General features: G+C 37.5%; 18 protein-coding genes. 7 read left to right on the forward strand and 11 right to left on the reverse strand.

Annotated features, from left to right (window positions below):
- Nucleotides 1-2 precede the first annotated feature (2 nt).
- The 3 genes from B5X53_RS01055 to trhO form a co-directional block, all read right to left on the reverse strand.
- Nucleotides 3-494, reverse strand: coding sequence for a gliding motility lipoprotein GldH (locus tag B5X53_RS01055; RefSeq protein ID WP_079711369.1), 492 nt, complete (start codon nucleotides 492-494; stop codon nucleotides 3-5).
- Nucleotides 487-1,647 (reverse strand): PSP1 domain-containing protein, encoded by a 1,161-nt coding sequence (locus B5X53_RS01060; RefSeq protein ID WP_079711370.1) that lies wholly within the window; start codon nucleotides 1,645-1,647, stop codon nucleotides 487-489. The genes B5X53_RS01055 and B5X53_RS01060 overlap by 8 nt, the downstream gene beginning before the upstream one ends.
- A gap of 207 nt (nucleotides 1,648-1,854) precedes the next feature.
- On the reverse strand, nucleotides 1,855-2,886 hold the full coding sequence (gene trhO / locus B5X53_RS01065) for an oxygen-dependent tRNA uridine(34) hydroxylase TrhO (RefSeq protein ID WP_079711371.1): 1,032 nt from the start codon (nucleotides 2,884-2,886) through the stop codon (nucleotides 1,855-1,857).
- 436 nt (nucleotides 2,887-3,322) lie between these two features.
- On the opposite strand from trhO, the gene recA reads away from it, so the two are divergent.
- From recA to B5X53_RS01085, 4 genes are all read left to right on the forward strand, one after another.
- The gene (gene recA / locus B5X53_RS01070) at nucleotides 3,323-4,339 is read left to right on the forward strand and encodes a recombinase RecA (protein ID WP_037318463.1); all 1,017 of its coding nucleotides are present in this window, start codon (nucleotides 3,323-3,325) and stop codon (nucleotides 4,337-4,339) included.
- Between the two features lie 161 nt (nucleotides 4,340-4,500).
- Nucleotides 4,501-4,980, forward strand: coding sequence for a hypothetical protein (locus B5X53_RS01075; RefSeq protein WP_079711373.1), 480 nt, complete (start codon nucleotides 4,501-4,503; stop codon nucleotides 4,978-4,980).
- 12 nt (nucleotides 4,981-4,992) lie between these two features.
- Nucleotides 4,993-5,535, forward strand: a complete 543-nt coding sequence (locus B5X53_RS01080) for an RNA polymerase sigma factor (protein WP_079711374.1) — start codon at nucleotides 4,993-4,995, stop codon at nucleotides 5,533-5,535.
- Nucleotides 5,532-6,998: a hypothetical protein gene (locus B5X53_RS01085; protein ID WP_079711375.1), complete on the forward strand. Its 1,467-nt coding sequence runs from the start codon at nucleotides 5,532-5,534 to the stop codon at nucleotides 6,996-6,998. The genes B5X53_RS01080 and B5X53_RS01085 overlap by 4 nt, the downstream gene beginning before the upstream one ends.
- A gap of 33 nt (nucleotides 6,999-7,031) precedes the next feature.
- Here B5X53_RS01085 and B5X53_RS01090 read toward each other — a convergent pair whose 3' ends face one another.
- Nucleotides 7,032-7,790, reverse strand: a complete 759-nt coding sequence (locus B5X53_RS01090; RefSeq protein WP_079711376.1) for a lysophospholipid acyltransferase family protein — start codon at nucleotides 7,788-7,790, stop codon at nucleotides 7,032-7,034.
- Between the two features lie 74 nt (nucleotides 7,791-7,864).
- Here B5X53_RS01090 and trpS point away from each other — a divergent pair, with 74 nt between their 5' ends.
- A complete protein-coding gene (trpS, locus tag B5X53_RS01095) occupies nucleotides 7,865-8,833 on the forward strand; it encodes a tryptophan--tRNA ligase (RefSeq protein ID WP_079711377.1) in 969 nt (322 codons plus the stop codon).
- A 300-nt stretch (nucleotides 8,834-9,133) separates the two neighbouring features.
- On the opposite strand, the gene B5X53_RS19715 is transcribed toward trpS, so the two are convergent.
- On the reverse strand, nucleotides 9,134-9,436 hold the full coding sequence (locus tag B5X53_RS19715; protein ID WP_449415966.1) for a DNA-processing protein DprA: 303 nt from the start codon (nucleotides 9,434-9,436) through the stop codon (nucleotides 9,134-9,136).
- 121 nt (nucleotides 9,437-9,557) lie between these two features.
- Nucleotides 9,558-9,719 carry a hypothetical protein gene (locus B5X53_RS19720; protein WP_449415965.1) on the reverse strand — a complete coding sequence of 54 codons (162 nt, stop codon included), beginning with the start codon at nucleotides 9,717-9,719 and terminating at the stop codon, nucleotides 9,558-9,560.
- Between the two features lie 98 nt (nucleotides 9,720-9,817).
- Between B5X53_RS19720 and B5X53_RS01105 the strand changes: the two genes are divergently transcribed.
- Nucleotides 9,818-10,747 carry an HU domain-containing protein gene (locus tag B5X53_RS01105; protein WP_079711378.1) on the forward strand — a complete coding sequence of 310 codons (930 nt, stop codon included), beginning with the start codon at nucleotides 9,818-9,820 and terminating at the stop codon, nucleotides 10,745-10,747.
- A gap of 57 nt (nucleotides 10,748-10,804) precedes the next feature.
- A complete protein-coding gene (locus B5X53_RS01110) occupies nucleotides 10,805-11,317 on the forward strand; it encodes an acyl-CoA thioesterase (protein WP_079711379.1) in 513 nt (170 codons plus the stop codon).
- On the opposite strand, the gene B5X53_RS01115 is transcribed toward B5X53_RS01110, so the two are convergent.
- The 5 genes from B5X53_RS01115 to B5X53_RS01135 form a co-directional block, all read right to left on the reverse strand.
- Nucleotides 11,314-11,952, reverse strand: coding sequence for an autotransporter domain-containing protein (locus tag B5X53_RS01115; RefSeq protein ID WP_079711380.1), 639 nt, complete (start codon nucleotides 11,950-11,952; stop codon nucleotides 11,314-11,316). The genes B5X53_RS01110 and B5X53_RS01115 overlap by 4 nt on opposite strands.
- Nucleotides 11,936-12,637, reverse strand: coding sequence for a hypothetical protein (locus B5X53_RS01120; RefSeq protein WP_079711381.1), 702 nt, complete (start codon nucleotides 12,635-12,637; stop codon nucleotides 11,936-11,938). Before B5X53_RS01120 ends, B5X53_RS01115 begins: the two co-directional genes overlap by 17 nt.
- 63 nt (nucleotides 12,638-12,700) lie before the next feature.
- Entirely contained in the window at nucleotides 12,701-13,924 is a 1,224-nt protein-coding gene (locus B5X53_RS01125; RefSeq protein ID WP_079711383.1) for a murein hydrolase activator EnvC family protein, read from the reverse strand.
- Nucleotides 13,924-14,694, reverse strand: a complete 771-nt coding sequence (locus tag B5X53_RS01130; RefSeq protein WP_079711384.1) for a lipoprotein insertase outer membrane protein LolB1 — start codon at nucleotides 14,692-14,694, stop codon at nucleotides 13,924-13,926. The genes B5X53_RS01125 and B5X53_RS01130 overlap by 1 nt, the downstream gene beginning before the upstream one ends.
- Nucleotides 14,695-16,071 carry a tetratricopeptide repeat protein gene (locus B5X53_RS01135; protein WP_079711385.1) on the reverse strand — a complete coding sequence of 459 codons (1,377 nt, stop codon included), beginning with the start codon at nucleotides 16,069-16,071 and terminating at the stop codon, nucleotides 14,695-14,697. It abuts the gene before it with no gap.
- Nucleotides 16,072-16,110 lie beyond the last annotated feature (39 nt).

Below are 16,110 nucleotides of genomic sequence, written 5' to 3' on the forward strand. Positions count from 1 at the left end.
AATTATTGCAGGTTTTCTTCTATTCTAAAACCTATATGGGTAATTCCTTCTAAATTTTCTATTCCTTCCACCTCGTCGTTTTTACGCATTGCCTGTATTATGGCAATTTTATATTCACCGGGTTCAGTAAAACTCACATTTTCTTTATACCAGAGTTTACTTTCTTTTACATCACCAAAACCCGTACCAAGCCAGCTTCCATCTGGCGCTGCCATTTCATATTCAAGGGTATCGGTTACCACTTTTCCCTGCGGAAACCGCATTTCGGTAATTAAAAACAGGTTTCTGTAATTATAATCTTTATTATTCCTAACGTTTATAAACAGGTTATAATTTTGCAAAGAATCAAGTTCTCCCAAATTAAAAACTAAAGTAGAATCTTTTTCCCAACCCCCGTGTATGGGTTTATATTCATCATAAACCCGCTTTTTATCACAGGAAGCCAATAAGGCAAAAACACCAATAAAAGTTAAAAATACTGCAGCTTTACGCATTATTCGAAGGTTTACCTTTACGTTTTCTCCGTTTTTTTGACTTGTTTTTTTTCTGCTGACCTTTGGGTTTATCAAAACGCGTTAAGCTATCCTGCCCCACCACATTATTGAAATCACTTTTTTCTTCTAACTGAAGTTGTACTTCAAAATCCTCAAGGCTGCCAACATCTTCTTTCTTACGATTAGACGCAATAATTTTATTCGCCTGTTCTGCAGTTAATTGATGCCAGTTCATCCATTCGCCTTCATAGGCATACCAAAGCACACCTTTAAAAATGTCTATTTTTTGACAAACGGCCGTTCCTTTTTTGGTAAAAAGTTTGGTATCGGTTCTTGGAAAGGTCTTTAAAGCTTCAAGATAAGAATCAAGTTCGTAATTAAGGCAACATTTCAACTTCCCACATTGTCCTGCTAATTTCTGCGGATTTAAGGATAATTGCTGATATCTCGCCGCCGAAGTACTTACCGATCTAAAATCTGTAAGCCAGGTAGAACAACAAAGTTCACGACCACAAGAGCCAATTCCGCCAAGGCGGGCTGCTTCCTGGCGCAAACCAATTTGCCGCATTTCAATTCGAGTATTAAATTCCCTCGCAAATTCTTTAATTAACTGTCGGAAATCTACGCGATCATCTGCCGTATAGTAAAACGTAGCTTTTGAAGCATCCCCCTGAAATTCAATATCACTGATCTTCATACTAAGATTAAGTCGAATTGCGATCTCCCGGGCTCTTTTCTTTATCGCTTCTTCCCTACTGCGCACTTCTTCCCAAACATCAAGATCTTTTTGGGTGGCTTTTCTGTAAATTTTAAGTACTTCCTCGCTATCGGGTTTAACTTTTTTCTTTTTCATTTGTACCCTAACCAGCTCGCCGGTTAAGCTTACCATACCAACATCGTGGCCGGGAGAAGCTTCTACAGCCACTGCATCGCCCATACTAAGGCTTAGGTTTTCTACATTTTTAAAAAAGTGTTTTCTTCCGTTTTTAAAACGAACTTCTACGTAATTGAAAGGTTCTATGCCATTAGGCATAGACATATTTGCAAGCCAATCGAATACAGAAAGTTTATTACAGGAATCTGTTCCACAGGTCCCGTTGTTTTTGCATCCTTTTGGCTGACCGTCTTTGGTTGAGCAACTGCTACAAGCCATAAATATTTATATGTTGTAAGTCTTGCAAATTGCTTTGCAGACTTTTGGGTTTATATTGAGTTTCTAATCAAGAACCTCGGCGTAATACCGAGCGTTATGATACAAAAATTTATTAATTAGAACAGAGGCAAGCCTCAGAACAATTAAATCTCGATTATCGAGTAAATATACCAATATTAATTGGCACTCCCTTTTTAGAACGCTTTGTTAACTTTTATATTTCAAAACCTCCGAACGTCCTTTTTTGAATATCCTATTGCTGTTGCCCTTTCCTTTTCGCAAGGCCTTTTGATCTTCGTAAGGTAAAGCGGCAATTTCCTGGCAGGCAGTAGAACAACAATTATCCATTTTTTCAGCACACCCTTCACACTGAATAAAAAGCAAATGGCAGGCTTCATTCGCACAATTCACGTGCTTATCGCAAGGTTTTCCACATTGGTGGCAATGCGCAATCACTTCTTCTGAAATCTGTTCGGCACGACGATGATCAAAAACAAAATTCTTTCCTATAAATTTATTTTCCAGTTTTTGTTTTTCAACCTGACGGGCATATTCAATAATACCACCTTCCAGCTGATACACATTTTTAAAACCTTTATGTTTATAATATGCGCTGGCCTTTTCACAACGAATACCGCCGGTACAATACATTACAAGGTTTTTATCTTCCTTATAATCTTTAAGATTTTCTTCAATAATTGGTAAAGAATCCCTAAAAGTATCTACATCTGGAGTAATCGCACCCTGAAAATGACCAATTTCACTTTCGTAGTGGTTACGCATATCTACCAACACCGTTTTAGGATCGTTAATAAGTTCATTGAACTTTACCGCATCAACGTGAACCCCTTTATTGGTAACATCAAAAGTACTGTCGTTAAGTCCGTCGGCAACAATTTTTTTTCGCACTTTCACCTTCAGCTTTAAAAAGGCTTTAGCATCGTGTTCTATGGCGATATTCAGCCTAACGCCTTCAAGGAAATAAATATTATCTATAAACTTTTTAAATTCATCGAAGCGCTTTGCCGGCACCGAGAGTTGGGCATTAATCCCTTCGTGAGCAACATAAATGCGGCCAAGCACATCCATTTGGTCCCAGGCGATAAAAAGATGATTTCTAAATAAGTGTGGATTGCCAATTTTGGCGTAGGCATAAAAAGAGAGCGTTAAACGGTCTTCTCCCGCTTCGTCTATAAGTGCTTCCCTCTCTTTAGCACTTAATTTATTGTACAGTTGCATGCTATACTAACGTTAAGGTTAAAGAAATTTTTTTGCAAAGATACGGTTAAATTTCAAGGAAGAAAAAATGCCCTGAAAAGTGAATTCCCAGGGCATTTTTTGTGTGGCTAATTCGGTTTGTAATCTTTTTTACTTTGTTTCATAAAATTAGATTTTTAAATTCTAGCCACCATCAACCCGGCAACTTACATTCAGCAAAATAACTGCTGAAGTACTAAAACCACCGGGCATAATCAGACTTTTTTTCAAAAATCTCATAGGCAGGGTTAATTTTAAATTCTTACTCGATAATCGAGATTTAGAACATTTAATCCTAAACTCAAATATGCTTTAAACCTCAGGTTAGAAAGTAAATATACAAAAGCTACACATATAAAATTGTGATGCAGGAAAACTTATAGTAATTTAGCAACTCTCTAAATAGATTATTCAAATTATGAGCAACGACAAAGAAAAAGAAGCAAAATTAAAGGCCTTAAAGCTTACCCTGGATAAAATGGATAAAACCTACGGAAAGGGTACCGTAATGAAGATGAGTGACCAGGCCGTAGCCGATGTAGATGCAATATCTACGGGTTCTTTAGGCTTAGACCTGGCTATGGGTGTAGGCGGATATCCAAGAGGACGGGTTATAGAGATTTATGGACCGGAATCTTCAGGAAAAACAACTTTAACTTTACATGCGATAGCTGAAGCGCAACAAAAAGGAGGAATTGCCGCATTTATAGATGCTGAACACGCTTTTGACCGTACTTATGCTCAAAACTTAGGCGTAGATATAGAAAACCTTATAATTTCACAACCCGATAACGGGGAGCAGGCTTTGGAGATTACCGATAATTTAATTCGCTCTGGTGCTATAGATATTATCGTGATAGATTCGGTGGCAGCGCTTACTCCTAAAAGTGAGATTGAAGGAGAAATGGGAGATTCTAAAATGGGGTTACACGCCCGTTTAATGTCTCAGGCTCTTAGAAAGCTTACTTCTTCTATTAGCAAAACCAATTGTACTGTAATCTTTATTAACCAGCTTAGGGAAAAGATTGGAGTAATGTTTGGAAATCCAGAAACTACTACCGGTGGTAACGCCCTTAAATTTTATGCCTCGGTTCGTTTAGACATTAGACGTTCTACGCAAATAAAAGACAGCAACAGCAATGTTATGGGTAATAAAACCCGGGTGAAAGTTGTGAAAAACAAAGTAGCTCCACCATTTAAAATGGCTGAATTTGACATTATGTATGGCGAAGGAATCTCTAAAATTGGTGAGATTATAGATATTGGGGTAGATTATGAGATCGTAAAAAAAAGCGGTTCATGGTTTAGTTACGAAGACACAAAATTAGGTCAGGGTCGTGATGCGGTAAAAATCTTACTCAAAGACAATCCTGATTTAATGGAAGAGCTTGAAGAAAAAATTAAAAATGCTATAAAAGTCGCTAAAGAAGCTTAGTATCAGCTATGAAGGTCACTTAAGCCTATTGGTGTTTTAAAAGCAAATCATAACCAAATCTTAAAAATCCCTTAAAAAGAGGGATTTTTTTGATTCCGGACGCAACCTTTTCATTCATGCTGCATCTATGAAATAGATAACCCTAAAATAAATACTTTAAAATGAAAAGAATTGCCTTATTAATGATTTTAGCCGTAAGTATCTATAGTTGTGATACGGATGATGACGGCCCGAATGTAAATTATGATTTTGCAGAAATTACCGAAGCAGATTTACCCGAATTTTTTGAAATTGGCGAAAGCTATGATTTTGAAGTAACTTACGAGCTATCCAATGCGTGTAACCAATTCGTTACGTTTGATTTTGATCAATATGAAGATGAAGAAAATGACTCTACCTTCGTTATTGAAGTTGCCGCGCTAACATCTTATGATGCAAACCTAACCGAATGTACTGAAGAAGGAGAGTTAAGCGAAACTAGAACCATTCGGGATTTAAACATTAGTAGTGAAGATTATAATAACTACCAGTTTAAATTCCTTACAGGAGTTGACGAAAACGAAGATGGGGAATTTTTAATTATTGATGTTCCGGTAGGAGAACCTGAGCCAGAAACCCCAGAAGAGAATACTAACGAATAACAATCTAAGTGAGTGAGTTTAGAAAAACTCATACTTCAGTGTAAAAAACAGGATATTAGGGCACAGGAAAAGCTTTACCGTATGTACTCCGGTAAACTTTTTGGCCTGTGCCTTAAATATTCTAATAACTACCAGCAGGCCGAAGACAACCTGCAGGATGGTTTCATGACCATATTCAATAAAATAGATCAATATGAAGATAAAGGATCTTTTGAAGGTTGGATGAAACGAATTGTGATCAATACCACCCTACAAAAGCACCGAAAAGAAAAATATTTTGAAATCATTAATGAAAACCAACTGGAAGATCCGGTTGTGGAAATTGATGACGATGAAATTACTACCGATTTTCTATTAGAAAGCATTCAGGAATTACCTGAACGTTACCGACAAATTTTTAACCTCTATGCGTTAGACGGTTTTTCTCACAAAGAAATTGCTGATATGCTAAACATAAGTGTTGGAAGTTCAAAATCTAATCTGGCCCGCGCCAGGAATATTTTGAAAGAAAAAATAGAAAACCACCTCAACGATAATAAGGTGCAATCACTATGAAAGAAAGAAAGAACATAGACCGGCTCTACCAGGAAAAGTTCAGGGATTTTGCCCCCGAACCGCGACCTGAGTTATGGGATAATATTGCCGGCAAACTGCAGGAGAAAGATAAGAAAAAGCCTTTTATAATTCCGTTATGGTTTAAAGTTGGCGGTGTGGCAGCGGTTTTTGCTTTAATGCTTGGCGGTTATTTTTTTAGTCAAAATAATTTTACCAATACCGAATTAGTTTTTGAAGTAGAAGAAACTGCAAAACCCCAAATAAATTTACCCGAAATCAATAAAAACGAACAGTTTGTAAATGCTTCAGAAATCCTGAGAAATATAAATGAAGCAACTTATTCAACTTCTGAAGGTGCCAACACCTCATCAGCAAATAACAATTCGGCTATAGCTTCAGAAAACTCGAATAGAGAATACACAAAAACTTCTGATAATTCAGCTGAAAAACAAAATTCAGAAAGTACTGAAGCAAAATTAAATGAGCAAAATTCAGCTATGACAGGAGAAGATCATCAAGATTCCGAAGAAGATAAAAATCAAAACCAGGATTTCATCAATCCAAATTCAAAAAACGAACAGCTGCCTGAAGCAATCGCCGAAAACAGTAAAGAAAATAATGAAAAAGAAGAAGGGATTTCCCTTAAAGACAGTCTGGAAGTAGCAGAACAATTAGCCCAAATTGAAAAAGAAAAAAATCTTGATAAGGAAGAAGAACTTATTGCTGAGGCTTCCAAAAAGAAACTTAGGTTAAGCACTTTTGCGGCTCCTGTTTTTTATGACAATATAGGCAGCGGAAATGCTATAGACCGGCAATTTTCCAGTAATAAAACTAGCTCACAGGTAAGTATAGCCTACGGGATGAATTTAGCCTATGCAATTTCAGAAAAAATAAAGATACGAAGTGGAATTTCTAAAGTTGCGATGAGCTATAATGTAGAAGATATCGTGTTTTCTGCCTCCTTAAATCCAAGTACCATTAGTTCTATAAATTATGAATCTGGTGGTAATAATGTGCAACTAGATAATGCTGCACCAAGCGGTCTACCGGGCCATAGTGATAGTGGCAATAACACTAATTTTTCTTCTGTCAATAATATGGCATTACCGGGTGAGATCAATCAGCAGTTTGGTTTTATTGAAATTCCATTAGAAATAGAATACAGCTTGCTGGATAGCAAAATTGGCCTTAACCTAATTGCGGGGGGAAGCAGCTTGTTTTTAGACGAAAACAGCATACAGGTAAATACCAATAACCAAAATACCAGGATTGGTGAGGCTAATAACATTAATAAAGTAAGTTTTAGCACCAACGTGGGCGTGGGATTAGATTACAAATTAACCGATAGTTTTAAGTTGAATTTAGAGCCCATCTTTAAATATCAGCTTGATACTTTTGACGATGCTCCCGGCGTGCGTCCTTTTTATTTTGGCATCTATTCCGGAATAAGTTTTAGTTTTTAACACCTATGTACCGAGTGGAATCCTTCAGAAGTTTTATTTTGAAGGATTTTCATTCTCTAAATCTTTAGTCAGCTCTTTATAAATCACCTGCCAACTTTCATTTCGTAAATCTCTTCTATCTGCGGGTTGCATTCCTTTGGTATTAATAAATTCGTGGATTTTTACCCTGAGTTTTCCTGGTGATCCCGATATGAATTTATAAGAAAACCGCTTTTTATTATCGTAAAAAGTAATCGGCACAATAGGAATATGATGCGCAATCGCCAATCTAAATGCTCCATCTTTAAAAGTGTCTAATACCAGCGATCTATCCTCGGGCACTCCGCCTTCAGGAAAAATGCAAATACTCATTCCCATCTCTAGTCTTCTTTGGGCTTCGGTCACTACATCCTGTTTGCTTTTAGCGCAATTTCTATCTACGGTGATATTTGTTTTTCGGTAAAAAAATCCAAAAATCGGAATTTTTGCCAGCTCCCTTTTCCCTACAAAAATAAATGGCTGCTTAATAATAACCAGCATCATCATAATATCTATCATAGAAGTGTGGTTGGCCACCAGCATATAATTTTTCTTTGGGTCAAGCTCTTCCAACCTGGTAATTTCAGGATAAAAACCCATTCCGTATAAAATACATTTTGCCCAAATACGGGCGCAAACATAATATTTTGGGTAAAGCCTTTCAGAAGAAGAGAATACTACAAGCACGGGGAACATTACTAAAATTGGTAATACCAGAAGAATATAAAACCAGATTCTCCATAAAAAAGTAAGTATTGTGCGTAGAATGCTCATAGGAACCAAAAGTACTAAATTGAACCGAGGGAATTCCGTAAAAAAAGTACCTTTGCAGAAAACAGAAAAAGCAGATGTCCAGAATTCTTACAGGAGTACAAAGCACAGGAACTCCCCACCTGGGGAATTTATTGGGAGCAATTTTACCGGCTATAGAAATGGCCAATAAACCCGATAACGATTCTTTTATTTTTATTGCCGATATGCATTCACTAACCCAAATAAAAGATGCCGAAACTTTAAGAAATAATACTTACTCTGTGGCCGCAACCTGGCTGGCTTGTGGAATTGATATTGAAAAAACGGTTTTTTACCGCCAGAGTGATATTCCGCAAACTGCAGAACTTTCCTGGTATTTAAGTTGCTTTTTTCCTTTTCAGCGCTTAACCCTGGCACATTCTTTTAAAGATAAATCTGATAGATTAGAAGATGTAAACGCTGGACTTTTTACCTACCCAATGCTAATGGCCGCAGATATTCTACTTTATGATGCCGAAATTGTACCGGTAGGAAAAGACCAGCTTCAGCATTTGGAAATTACGCGAGATGTGGCTTCTCGTTTTCATTCAAAAATGGGCGAAACTTTTGTAATTCCTGAAGCGAAAGTTCAGGAAAACACGATGTACGTTCCGGGCACTGATGGAGCTAAAATGAGTAAATCAAAAGGCAACACGATAAATCTTTTTGTAAGCGATAAAAAACTTCGGAAACAAATTATGGCAATCGCCACCGACAGCACACCTTTAGAAGAACCTAAAAATCCTGATACCTGCAATGTTTTTGCATTATACAAATTAGTAGCTTCTGAAGCACAAATTACCGAAATGCGGAAGAATTATGAAGCTGGTGGATTTGGCTACGGGCACGCAAAACAGGCTTTATATGAAGTGCTGTTAGAACAGTTTGAAGAGCCAAGAAAGAAGTATGAATATTATATGAATAACCTGGCTGAATTAGATAAAGCCCTGGAGGTTGGTGCCGAGAAAGCACGAAATGTAGCTAATGATGTTATAAATAGAGTAAGAACAAAAGTAGGTTACTGAATAAGTTAAAATAACTTACCGGGTAATGGGCGTACCACGCCTTTTAATTCCATAATAATTAAAATACCCGCAGTTTTATAAGAGGGAAAGCTACAGTTTAGCGCAATACAGTCTAACTGGGTTTTCCCTTCTTTTTGCAAATATGTGAATACATTATTTTTCTTCCTCATCAAGGTCTATAAATAGTTTTTTTGTACGGGTTTTGCCTCTTCCTCCGGTTGCTAGTTTAAAAGATAGACTAAATCTGCCGAATAATTCAGTAAATGTGCTTTTTGAGATTTTATTAAATTACTACAGCCTTTAATTTATCTGAAGGTCTTCCAGGTACGGCAAAAACTTCCCTGTTGTAAGAATTCGCAAAATAGCTGTGACTAAAGAATCGCCTTTTTCGGCACTTTCAATTACTACAGTTGCTTCGCTTACACCTGCGATTATTCGGTTTCGCTTTAAAAAATTATTCCTGTCAAAAGTATCACTACTCCAGAAATCTGTAAAGAAGCCTCCCTTTTCTTCAATTGAAGTTACATATTTATGATGCACTTTAGGATAAAAATTGATCAAAGGCATGAGCCAAGCAACCAATTGTTTGCCAATTATTAGCAATAGCAGCTTTTTGAGCTGTAATATCCACTCCATACGCAATACGCACTACCCGAATCGATCACCGGGTTTAACGGACTCAATTCCTCCCTGAATTTTTCGCAAAATATGATTCCGTCTTGCGTTAATTTTCGGGAATTCCGTCAATTTTAAGTAAAGTTTGCTTCTTTTGCTGTAATACATTTTTTGCCGGTCCAATATGCCTTATCAATTTTTTAGCAAATGTATCTCCCAGGTTTGGAATGTGTTGCAAGGTCAGAACATACTGTAACTCTTCCGCAGACATATTTCGATTTTTATTAAAATTACAGAAAAAAAGGTTTGTTAATAAAATTTCTTTGGGTAACTTTAGGAGGATTAAAATAACACCTTATTTTTGCGGCAATGAAGATAGCTAACTACATCCAGGATTTACTTTATCGTTACGAATGCGTAATACTACCCGGCTTTGGGGCTTTCCTTTCCCAAAAGGAGCCGGCTTATATTGACAAAGAAAGTGAGGTTTTACATCCGCCTAAAAAGGTAGTTTCCTTTAATTCGCAGTTAAAGAAGAACGATGGACTTTTAGCCAACTATATTGCTGCCACGCAAAATGTGTCTTATTCCACAGCGGTTAATAAAATTACTGAATTTGTGGGTAAACTGGAAAATTCTTTTAAGGAAGAGGGTAAGGTGGAACTGGAAAATATTGGCCGTTTTTATTATGCCGAAGAAAAACTTCAATTTGAACCTGTTGAAAAGGTAAATTACTTAACCGATTCTTTTGGGCTGGAAAATGTGAAAGCTTCTGCGATAAGTCGGGAAGTTTACAAAAAGCAGGTTGAAGAACTGGAAGAAAAAGCTCCAATACATTTCACTCCGGAAAGAAGAAAATCTCCTTCTTATCTTAAATATGCCGCTCTTGGGCTTATTGCTTTGGGAATTTCGGGCTTCGCAGGATTAAATATTTACAGCAGTCAGGTTTCTCAGCATAATATTGCCGAACAACAACAAGCGCAGGAACAACTCCAGGAGCAAATTCAGCAGGCCACTTTTATAATTGATAATCCATTACCGGCGGTTACTTTCAACGTAGCCAAACAAACCGGAAATTATCATATTGTAGCAGGTGCATTTCGTGTAGAAGACAATGCCAAAACAAAGGTCGCAGAACTTAGAAAAGAAGGCTTTAAAGCACATCTTCTAGGCGAAAACAAATATGGGCTTCACCAGGTTGTTTATGCCAGCCACGAAAAAAGACGGGATGCTATAAATATGCTACGTAAAGTAAAATCTTCTAACGAAGGTGCGTGGTTATTAGTACAGGAACTTTAATAGTTCTTTAAGCGGTAAATTGCGCAAAGCACCTTATTTTTGCCCAAAATTGGCAAAATGCAGGCAAAACACCCAGAAGAATCCAGAACTACATTAACCGATCTGGTTTTACCCAGTGAAACCAATCCACTCAATAATTTATTTGGGGGAGAATTGCTCGCGCGAATGGACCGCGCTGCCAGCATAGCCGCCAGAAGACACAGTCGCAGGATTGTAGTTACTGCCTCCGTAAATCACGTGGCTTTTAATAAAGCAATTCCTCTAGGAAGTGTAGTTACTGTAGAAGCCGCAGTTTCCCGTGCTTTTAAATCGTCTATGGAAATCTTTATCGACGTTTGGGTTGAAGATCGTGAAAGTGGGAACAGATCTAAAGCAAACGAAGCTATTTATACTTTTGTAGCTGTAGATGAAACCGGTGCTCCTGTTGGCGTCCCACCTTTAGAACCCGAAACAGAACTCGAAAAACAACGTTATGACGCCGCCTTAAGAAGAAAGCAGCTTAGCCTTGTACTAGCTGGCAAAATGAAGCCAAACGAAGCCACAGAACTTAAAGCTTTGTTTCAGGATTAGCCGTTCGGATTCTGTAAATGAAGCCTTACTCCAAAACCAACCAGTAATAAGCTGTGTTTGTTAAAATAATCATCCAGAACACGCGGAGTATCTACATCCATTCTGTCCCAGCGCAATGTGGCTTTAATGAAAATCGCGGCGGTTTTATCAAACCGATATCCTAATTCGCTTCGCAACATTAAACTGTTTCCATCTTCGGTAAAACGAGAATCCGGAGCTCTACTTCCATTTTGTACCCTTCCAAAACCTGCAAGGCTGTGTAAATTCCATTCTTTATTAAAAGCGTGATAATAACCCAAATGAAGGCCAAAATAATGGGAGTTAATTCTATTTATACTCCCGGTATTGTTTATATTTTCTTCTTTAAGATTTCCGCCCATAAAATTATATTGACCTCCAATTGTCAAAAATGGAAACACAAACCAGTTAAAATCCAAACCAAAACCTGATTGGGAATAGTTTTCCCAACTTGAATTATTTACATTATAGCCTCTAAAAAATTCTCCGACAAAAAATACGGTTTCAGGATCTGTTGCTACATATTGATGTCTGTGAGGTTCCGAAAGAGTATCTTGCGCAGTAAGTAACAGCGGAAAAAAGATTGCGATTAGGAAGACCTTAATAGCTGAACTCATACACAGGATTTTCGGGAGTTATTTCAACATTTATTGTATCGTAATCCGTTTCAGCACTAAATTTATAATAAAATAGAAGATCGCTGTTTTCTATAGTTTTAGCTGAAATTGTCATTTCATCTTCTCCCGGCAATATTCTATTCCAATATTCACTCTCCCCCTGAAACCGGAGGGGATTATCAAACGAATCTTCGTGAAGTTTTCTATATATCTCAGTAGAAGAATAAGAAAATTCAAAAAACAAAGTATCGTTTCTGGCCGAAGTATTATTAAGCTTAACCTGAAATTGCTGAACTTTTGGCAATTGTATATTTGTCAATTCAAAAGAATTCCCTCTCGAGCCAATAGAATCTAAAAAATGAATAGTGCTAAATTCCTCCCTGTAGTCCTGGTGATTTGAATGGTTTACACTTACCCCATAAAAACTATTATGGGTGTCTAAGCTTACAAAAGAAAATTTCCCTGAAGCATTTGTAGAAGTTTCTCCTAGCATTTGGGCCGGCCTTGCCCATAGTCTGTCGTATTCTGAGCCAGATGCGATTAAACTAATATTTTCTATAGGGGTATTTTCAGCATTTAGAATATTTCCAGATATAAGCATTCTCTTACTGCCAACCACTCCCACGTTATGCTTAACGCAACCAATAAAAACAATAAAACTTAAAAGGAGTAAAATTTTTCTCATAATTTTTAAGAATCAGCTTCTCCTATTAAGATGCAGGAATTACCAAAAGGTTGCGTAAGAAAACTACATTTCCAGGATCCAATCTGCCGGATCCATCTTTTGCATGTTTTTGTAAATCAGGAAGTGTAAAGTAGTTTTTCCGGAAGTCCGGCTGGTAGCCACAGCACCAAGTTCCTGCCCGGTATTTACCACATCACCTCTTTTTACATAAACTTTTTCAAGGTTATCGTAAATGGTAATATAATCTCCATGCCTCACCATAACCGCTTTATTAGCTCCTTTCAACACCTGAACTTCACTAACGGTACCATTAAAAACAGCGCGGGCTTTTCCTCCGGGATCGGTATCAATATTTACCCCGTTATTATTGATACTAATGGTTTTTACAACCGGGTGAGGTTGTCTTCCAAAGCGCGAAGTAACAACCCCAGACCGTACCGGCCAGGGTAAACGGCCTTTGTTTTTTACAAAATCGGCTGCGAGGGCTTTTGCTGCCGGAGTTAATTCGTAAACATCCCTTTCCGCCGAGCCGCTTTCTTCGTTGGATTTCGCAATAGACTCCCGAATCATTTTCTCAATTTGCGCGTCTATTTTATTAATTTCCTGTTGTTTTTGCCTAATCTGCGCAGCGAATTCCCCTTCTTTGCTCCTAATATTCTGCATCAAATCCTGCTGTGCCTTTTTATTCTTTTCTAATTGGGCACGGGTTTGCCTGTTTTCGGCAATAAGGGCATCCTTGGTTTCCTTTTGATCGGCTAAATCGGCATTGAGCTGTTGTAATTCTTCTGTCCGCGCCTGTATTTCGTCTCCCTGTTGTTTTCTGTAGTTTGTGTACTGCTTCATATATTGCAGGCGTTTATAGGCTTGCAAAAAGTTTTCTGAAGAAAGCAAAAACATAATCCTACTTTGGGTAGATTTACTTTTGTAAGATTTCTCAATCATACGGGCATAATCTTCCTTAAGCTGCTCCAATTCATCCCTAAGCCGGGAAATTTTATTGGTATTTGCACTAATTTGATTGGTGAGAAGATTCGCTTGCTGGTTGGTTACTTTTATTAAATTTTCTGTGCTCCTTATCTGCTGGTCCAGGTCTTCTACCTGACTTAAAACCGAACGTTCTTTTTGCTTATTACTGCTTCTTAACTCGTTAATACGTGTTATTTCGTTCCTAAGCTCTATCCGTTTTTTTTCAAGTGCTTCCCGGGTAGTTTGAGCTGACAGATTTCCTGCAGAAAGCAGAAGAACTACGAGGCAAAATAAGATTTCAGAAAATTTTTTAAATTTCATTATAAACTGATTTCTTCATATCCTGCCGGAATATCAAACGGAAAACTCAATTCTCCCCCATCAAATTCCAGCGAGCGGTAGGTGAGTTCTATCCTGGTGCTGCTTCCGGCTTCATTGGCAATAATATTAATTTCTTCTGGAAAAATCTTTCCTTCTACTTGCTGGTAATCTGAATAAGTTACCGTTACACTTTTATTTTCCTGGGTTTGTGCCAGTTGCTGGGCAGAGGTTTTGAAGTTTTTAGGATCTAAAAGAAACATTTTTTTTATCAACCCTTCTTCAGAAGGCATAAATTGAAAACCTTTTGCGGTTTGAGAAAATTCAAATTCTTCTTCTCTAAGATCGTAAATTGCCTGGCCTATCAATAAATTCTGAAGTTTCTGAAAGTCTAAAGGTGTACCCAATAAATTACTTAATAACCGGAAATCGCCATCAAAATAGGTTTGGCTCACTTTCTCGTAATAGCTTACCCGGGAAGGTGTGATATATGCTTTTGCTACCGGAAATCCTAAAACCGAAGCACTCATCCAAATTGCTTTATCTTTTTCCATTCTAAAGCTTAAATTTACAGATTGGGTGCGATCTTCGCTTTGATAAACCGTTCGTAATTTCCCGGAAAGTGTTTTAAAATCGGTTTCAGAATTATAATGACTTTCAATAATATTTGCAGCTTCGGCATTTTTAGTAGCGATTCCCTTTACTCCTTTCCGGCTTCCGCAGGATACAACAAAAAGGCTTAACAATACTAATCCTAAAATCTTTCTATACATCTATTCAGTTTCTTTAATTAATGCTTCGGCTTTACTTGAAAATTCAGCCGATTTTTCTTTTTCACCCAGTTCCCCATGTGCCCTGCTCAATTGGGTATAAAAGTCTACTTCCATCTTTGGGTTATCTATTAAATAATCCAGGCCAAAAGTAAGTATTTCTATTGCTTCACGATATTCTTCTAGCTGATTTAAAGCAATTCCCTGTAATAAAAATAAAACAGGCTGCGCGGGAAAAACCTCCATCATCTCTTTACTCAAATCCCGGGCCTCTTTATACTTTTCTAACTCTATTTGCAATAAAATAGTATTCTTAACTAACTGAAAGTCTTCGGTACTTTCTGCTAAACCCGCTTCAAAAAAATTAAGCGCTTCTTCTATTTGCCCTCGATTCAAATAATATTGACCTAATTGACCATAGAGTTTTGGGGCGTTTTCACGTTCGCTAAGCATTTTGCTCACCTGCATGAGATCTTCTTCATATTCCGGATTATTATCCACAAAAAGCAGAAAATCGTTTAACACTTTAAATTTAGATTCGGGATCTATTTCTTCGCTTTCAAAAACAATTTTCATTGAATTTACAGCATCTTCAGGTTCTTCCCGTTCCAGGTGAAATTTATAAAGAGCCAAATGAACCAAAGTAGAACCGGGGTTTGCAGCCAGTAATTCTTGAGCAGTATTATAAGCTTCTTCATTCTCCCCCTGATCGCTATAGATATAAATAAGGTTTAGATAATTTTGCTCATTTTCGGGGTTATTGCTAATCCCTTCCTTAAGGTTTTCAATTTGTGCGGCGGTATCACCGGTACGGGCAAAAATTTGCCTGCGTAATTTATTTCGGTAAGTGCTGGGGCCTTCTTTTTGATCTAGCTCATCTATTGTTTGCAGCGCCTCATCATACTGTTGATTGAGCAGATAAATATTAGCTAGCTTTTCTTTATAATCCTCGTCGAATTCCTGCAGTTTCACCAGGGATTTTATTGCTGAATCATATTGCTTGGCCCGGGTATAACTTTTATAAAGTTCATTAAGAACATCTTCTCGCTCAGGTGCCAGTTCCCGGGCTTTTTCCAGGTTGGCAATTGCTTCTTCATAATTCTCCAATTCATTATAATTCCGTGCCATTTCAAAATACACCACGGGATTTTCAGGTTCCAGTTTTTGGCATGCTTCTAAAGCCGTTAAGGCTTTTTCGTAATTTTCTATGCCCTTTTGTTTCAGGGCTTCGAAAAATTGCTCCTGGAATTCATCGGTGACGTTACCAAGGTCGTCCTGATTTACTTCTTCAAGCACAACTTCCTCTTCCTGGGCAAAACTCCCTTGAAAAGTCAATAGAGCTCCTGAAAGCATAGCAGTAATGAAGAAGATCTTTTTCATAAATATTTGTTCAGGACAAAATTGAAATTAAAAGGCTGA

Source organism: Salegentibacter salinarum (genome assembly GCF_900168115.1).
GTDB lineage: Bacteria > Bacteroidota > Bacteroidia > Flavobacteriales > Flavobacteriaceae > Salegentibacter > Salegentibacter salinarum.

Excerpts from the sequence above, each read along its gene's own strand:
- B5X53_RS01060 (WP_079711370.1), bottom strand. The coding sequence starts at position 1,647 with ATGGCTTGTAGCAGTTGCTCAACCAAAGACGGTCAGCCAAAAGGATGC.
- B5X53_RS01075 (WP_079711373.1), top strand. The coding sequence starts at position 4,501 with ATGAAAAGAATTGCCTTATTAATGATTTTAGCCGTAAGTATCTATAGT.
- trpS (WP_079711377.1), top strand. The coding sequence starts at position 7,865 with ATGTCCAGAATTCTTACAGGAGTACAAAGCACAGGAACTCCCCACCTG.
- trhO (WP_079711371.1), bottom strand. The coding sequence starts at position 2,886 with ATGCAACTGTACAATAAATTAAGTGCTAAAGAGAGGGAAGCACTTATA.
- B5X53_RS01090 (WP_079711376.1), bottom strand. The coding sequence starts at position 7,790 with ATGAGCATTCTACGCACAATACTTACTTTTTTATGGAGAATCTGGTTT.
- B5X53_RS01115 (WP_079711380.1), bottom strand. The coding sequence starts at position 11,952 with ATGAGTTCAGCTATTAAGGTCTTCCTAATCGCAATCTTTTTTCCGCTG.
- B5X53_RS01085 (WP_079711375.1), top strand. The coding sequence starts at position 5,532 with ATGAAAGAAAGAAAGAACATAGACCGGCTCTACCAGGAAAAGTTCAGG.
- B5X53_RS01125 (WP_079711383.1), bottom strand. The coding sequence starts at position 13,924 with ATGAAATTTAAAAAATTTTCTGAAATCTTATTTTGCCTCGTAGTTCTT.
- B5X53_RS01105 (WP_079711378.1), top strand. The coding sequence starts at position 9,818 with ATGAAGATAGCTAACTACATCCAGGATTTACTTTATCGTTACGAATGC.
- recA (WP_037318463.1), top strand. The coding sequence starts at position 3,323 with ATGAGCAACGACAAAGAAAAAGAAGCAAAATTAAAGGCCTTAAAGCTT.
- B5X53_RS01130 (WP_079711384.1), bottom strand. The coding sequence starts at position 14,694 with ATGTATAGAAAGATTTTAGGATTAGTATTGTTAAGCCTTTTTGTTGTA.
- B5X53_RS01110 (WP_079711379.1), top strand. The coding sequence starts at position 10,805 with ATGCAGGCAAAACACCCAGAAGAATCCAGAACTACATTAACCGATCTG.
- B5X53_RS01135 (WP_079711385.1), bottom strand. The coding sequence starts at position 16,071 with ATGAAAAAGATCTTCTTCATTACTGCTATGCTTTCAGGAGCTCTATTG.
- B5X53_RS01120 (WP_079711381.1), bottom strand. The coding sequence starts at position 12,637 with ATGAGAAAAATTTTACTCCTTTTAAGTTTTATTGTTTTTATTGGTTGC.
- B5X53_RS01055 (WP_079711369.1), bottom strand. The coding sequence starts at position 494 with ATGCGTAAAGCTGCAGTATTTTTAACTTTTATTGGTGTTTTTGCCTTA.
- B5X53_RS19720 (WP_449415965.1), bottom strand. The coding sequence starts at position 9,719 with ATGTCTGCGGAAGAGTTACAGTATGTTCTGACCTTGCAACACATTCCA.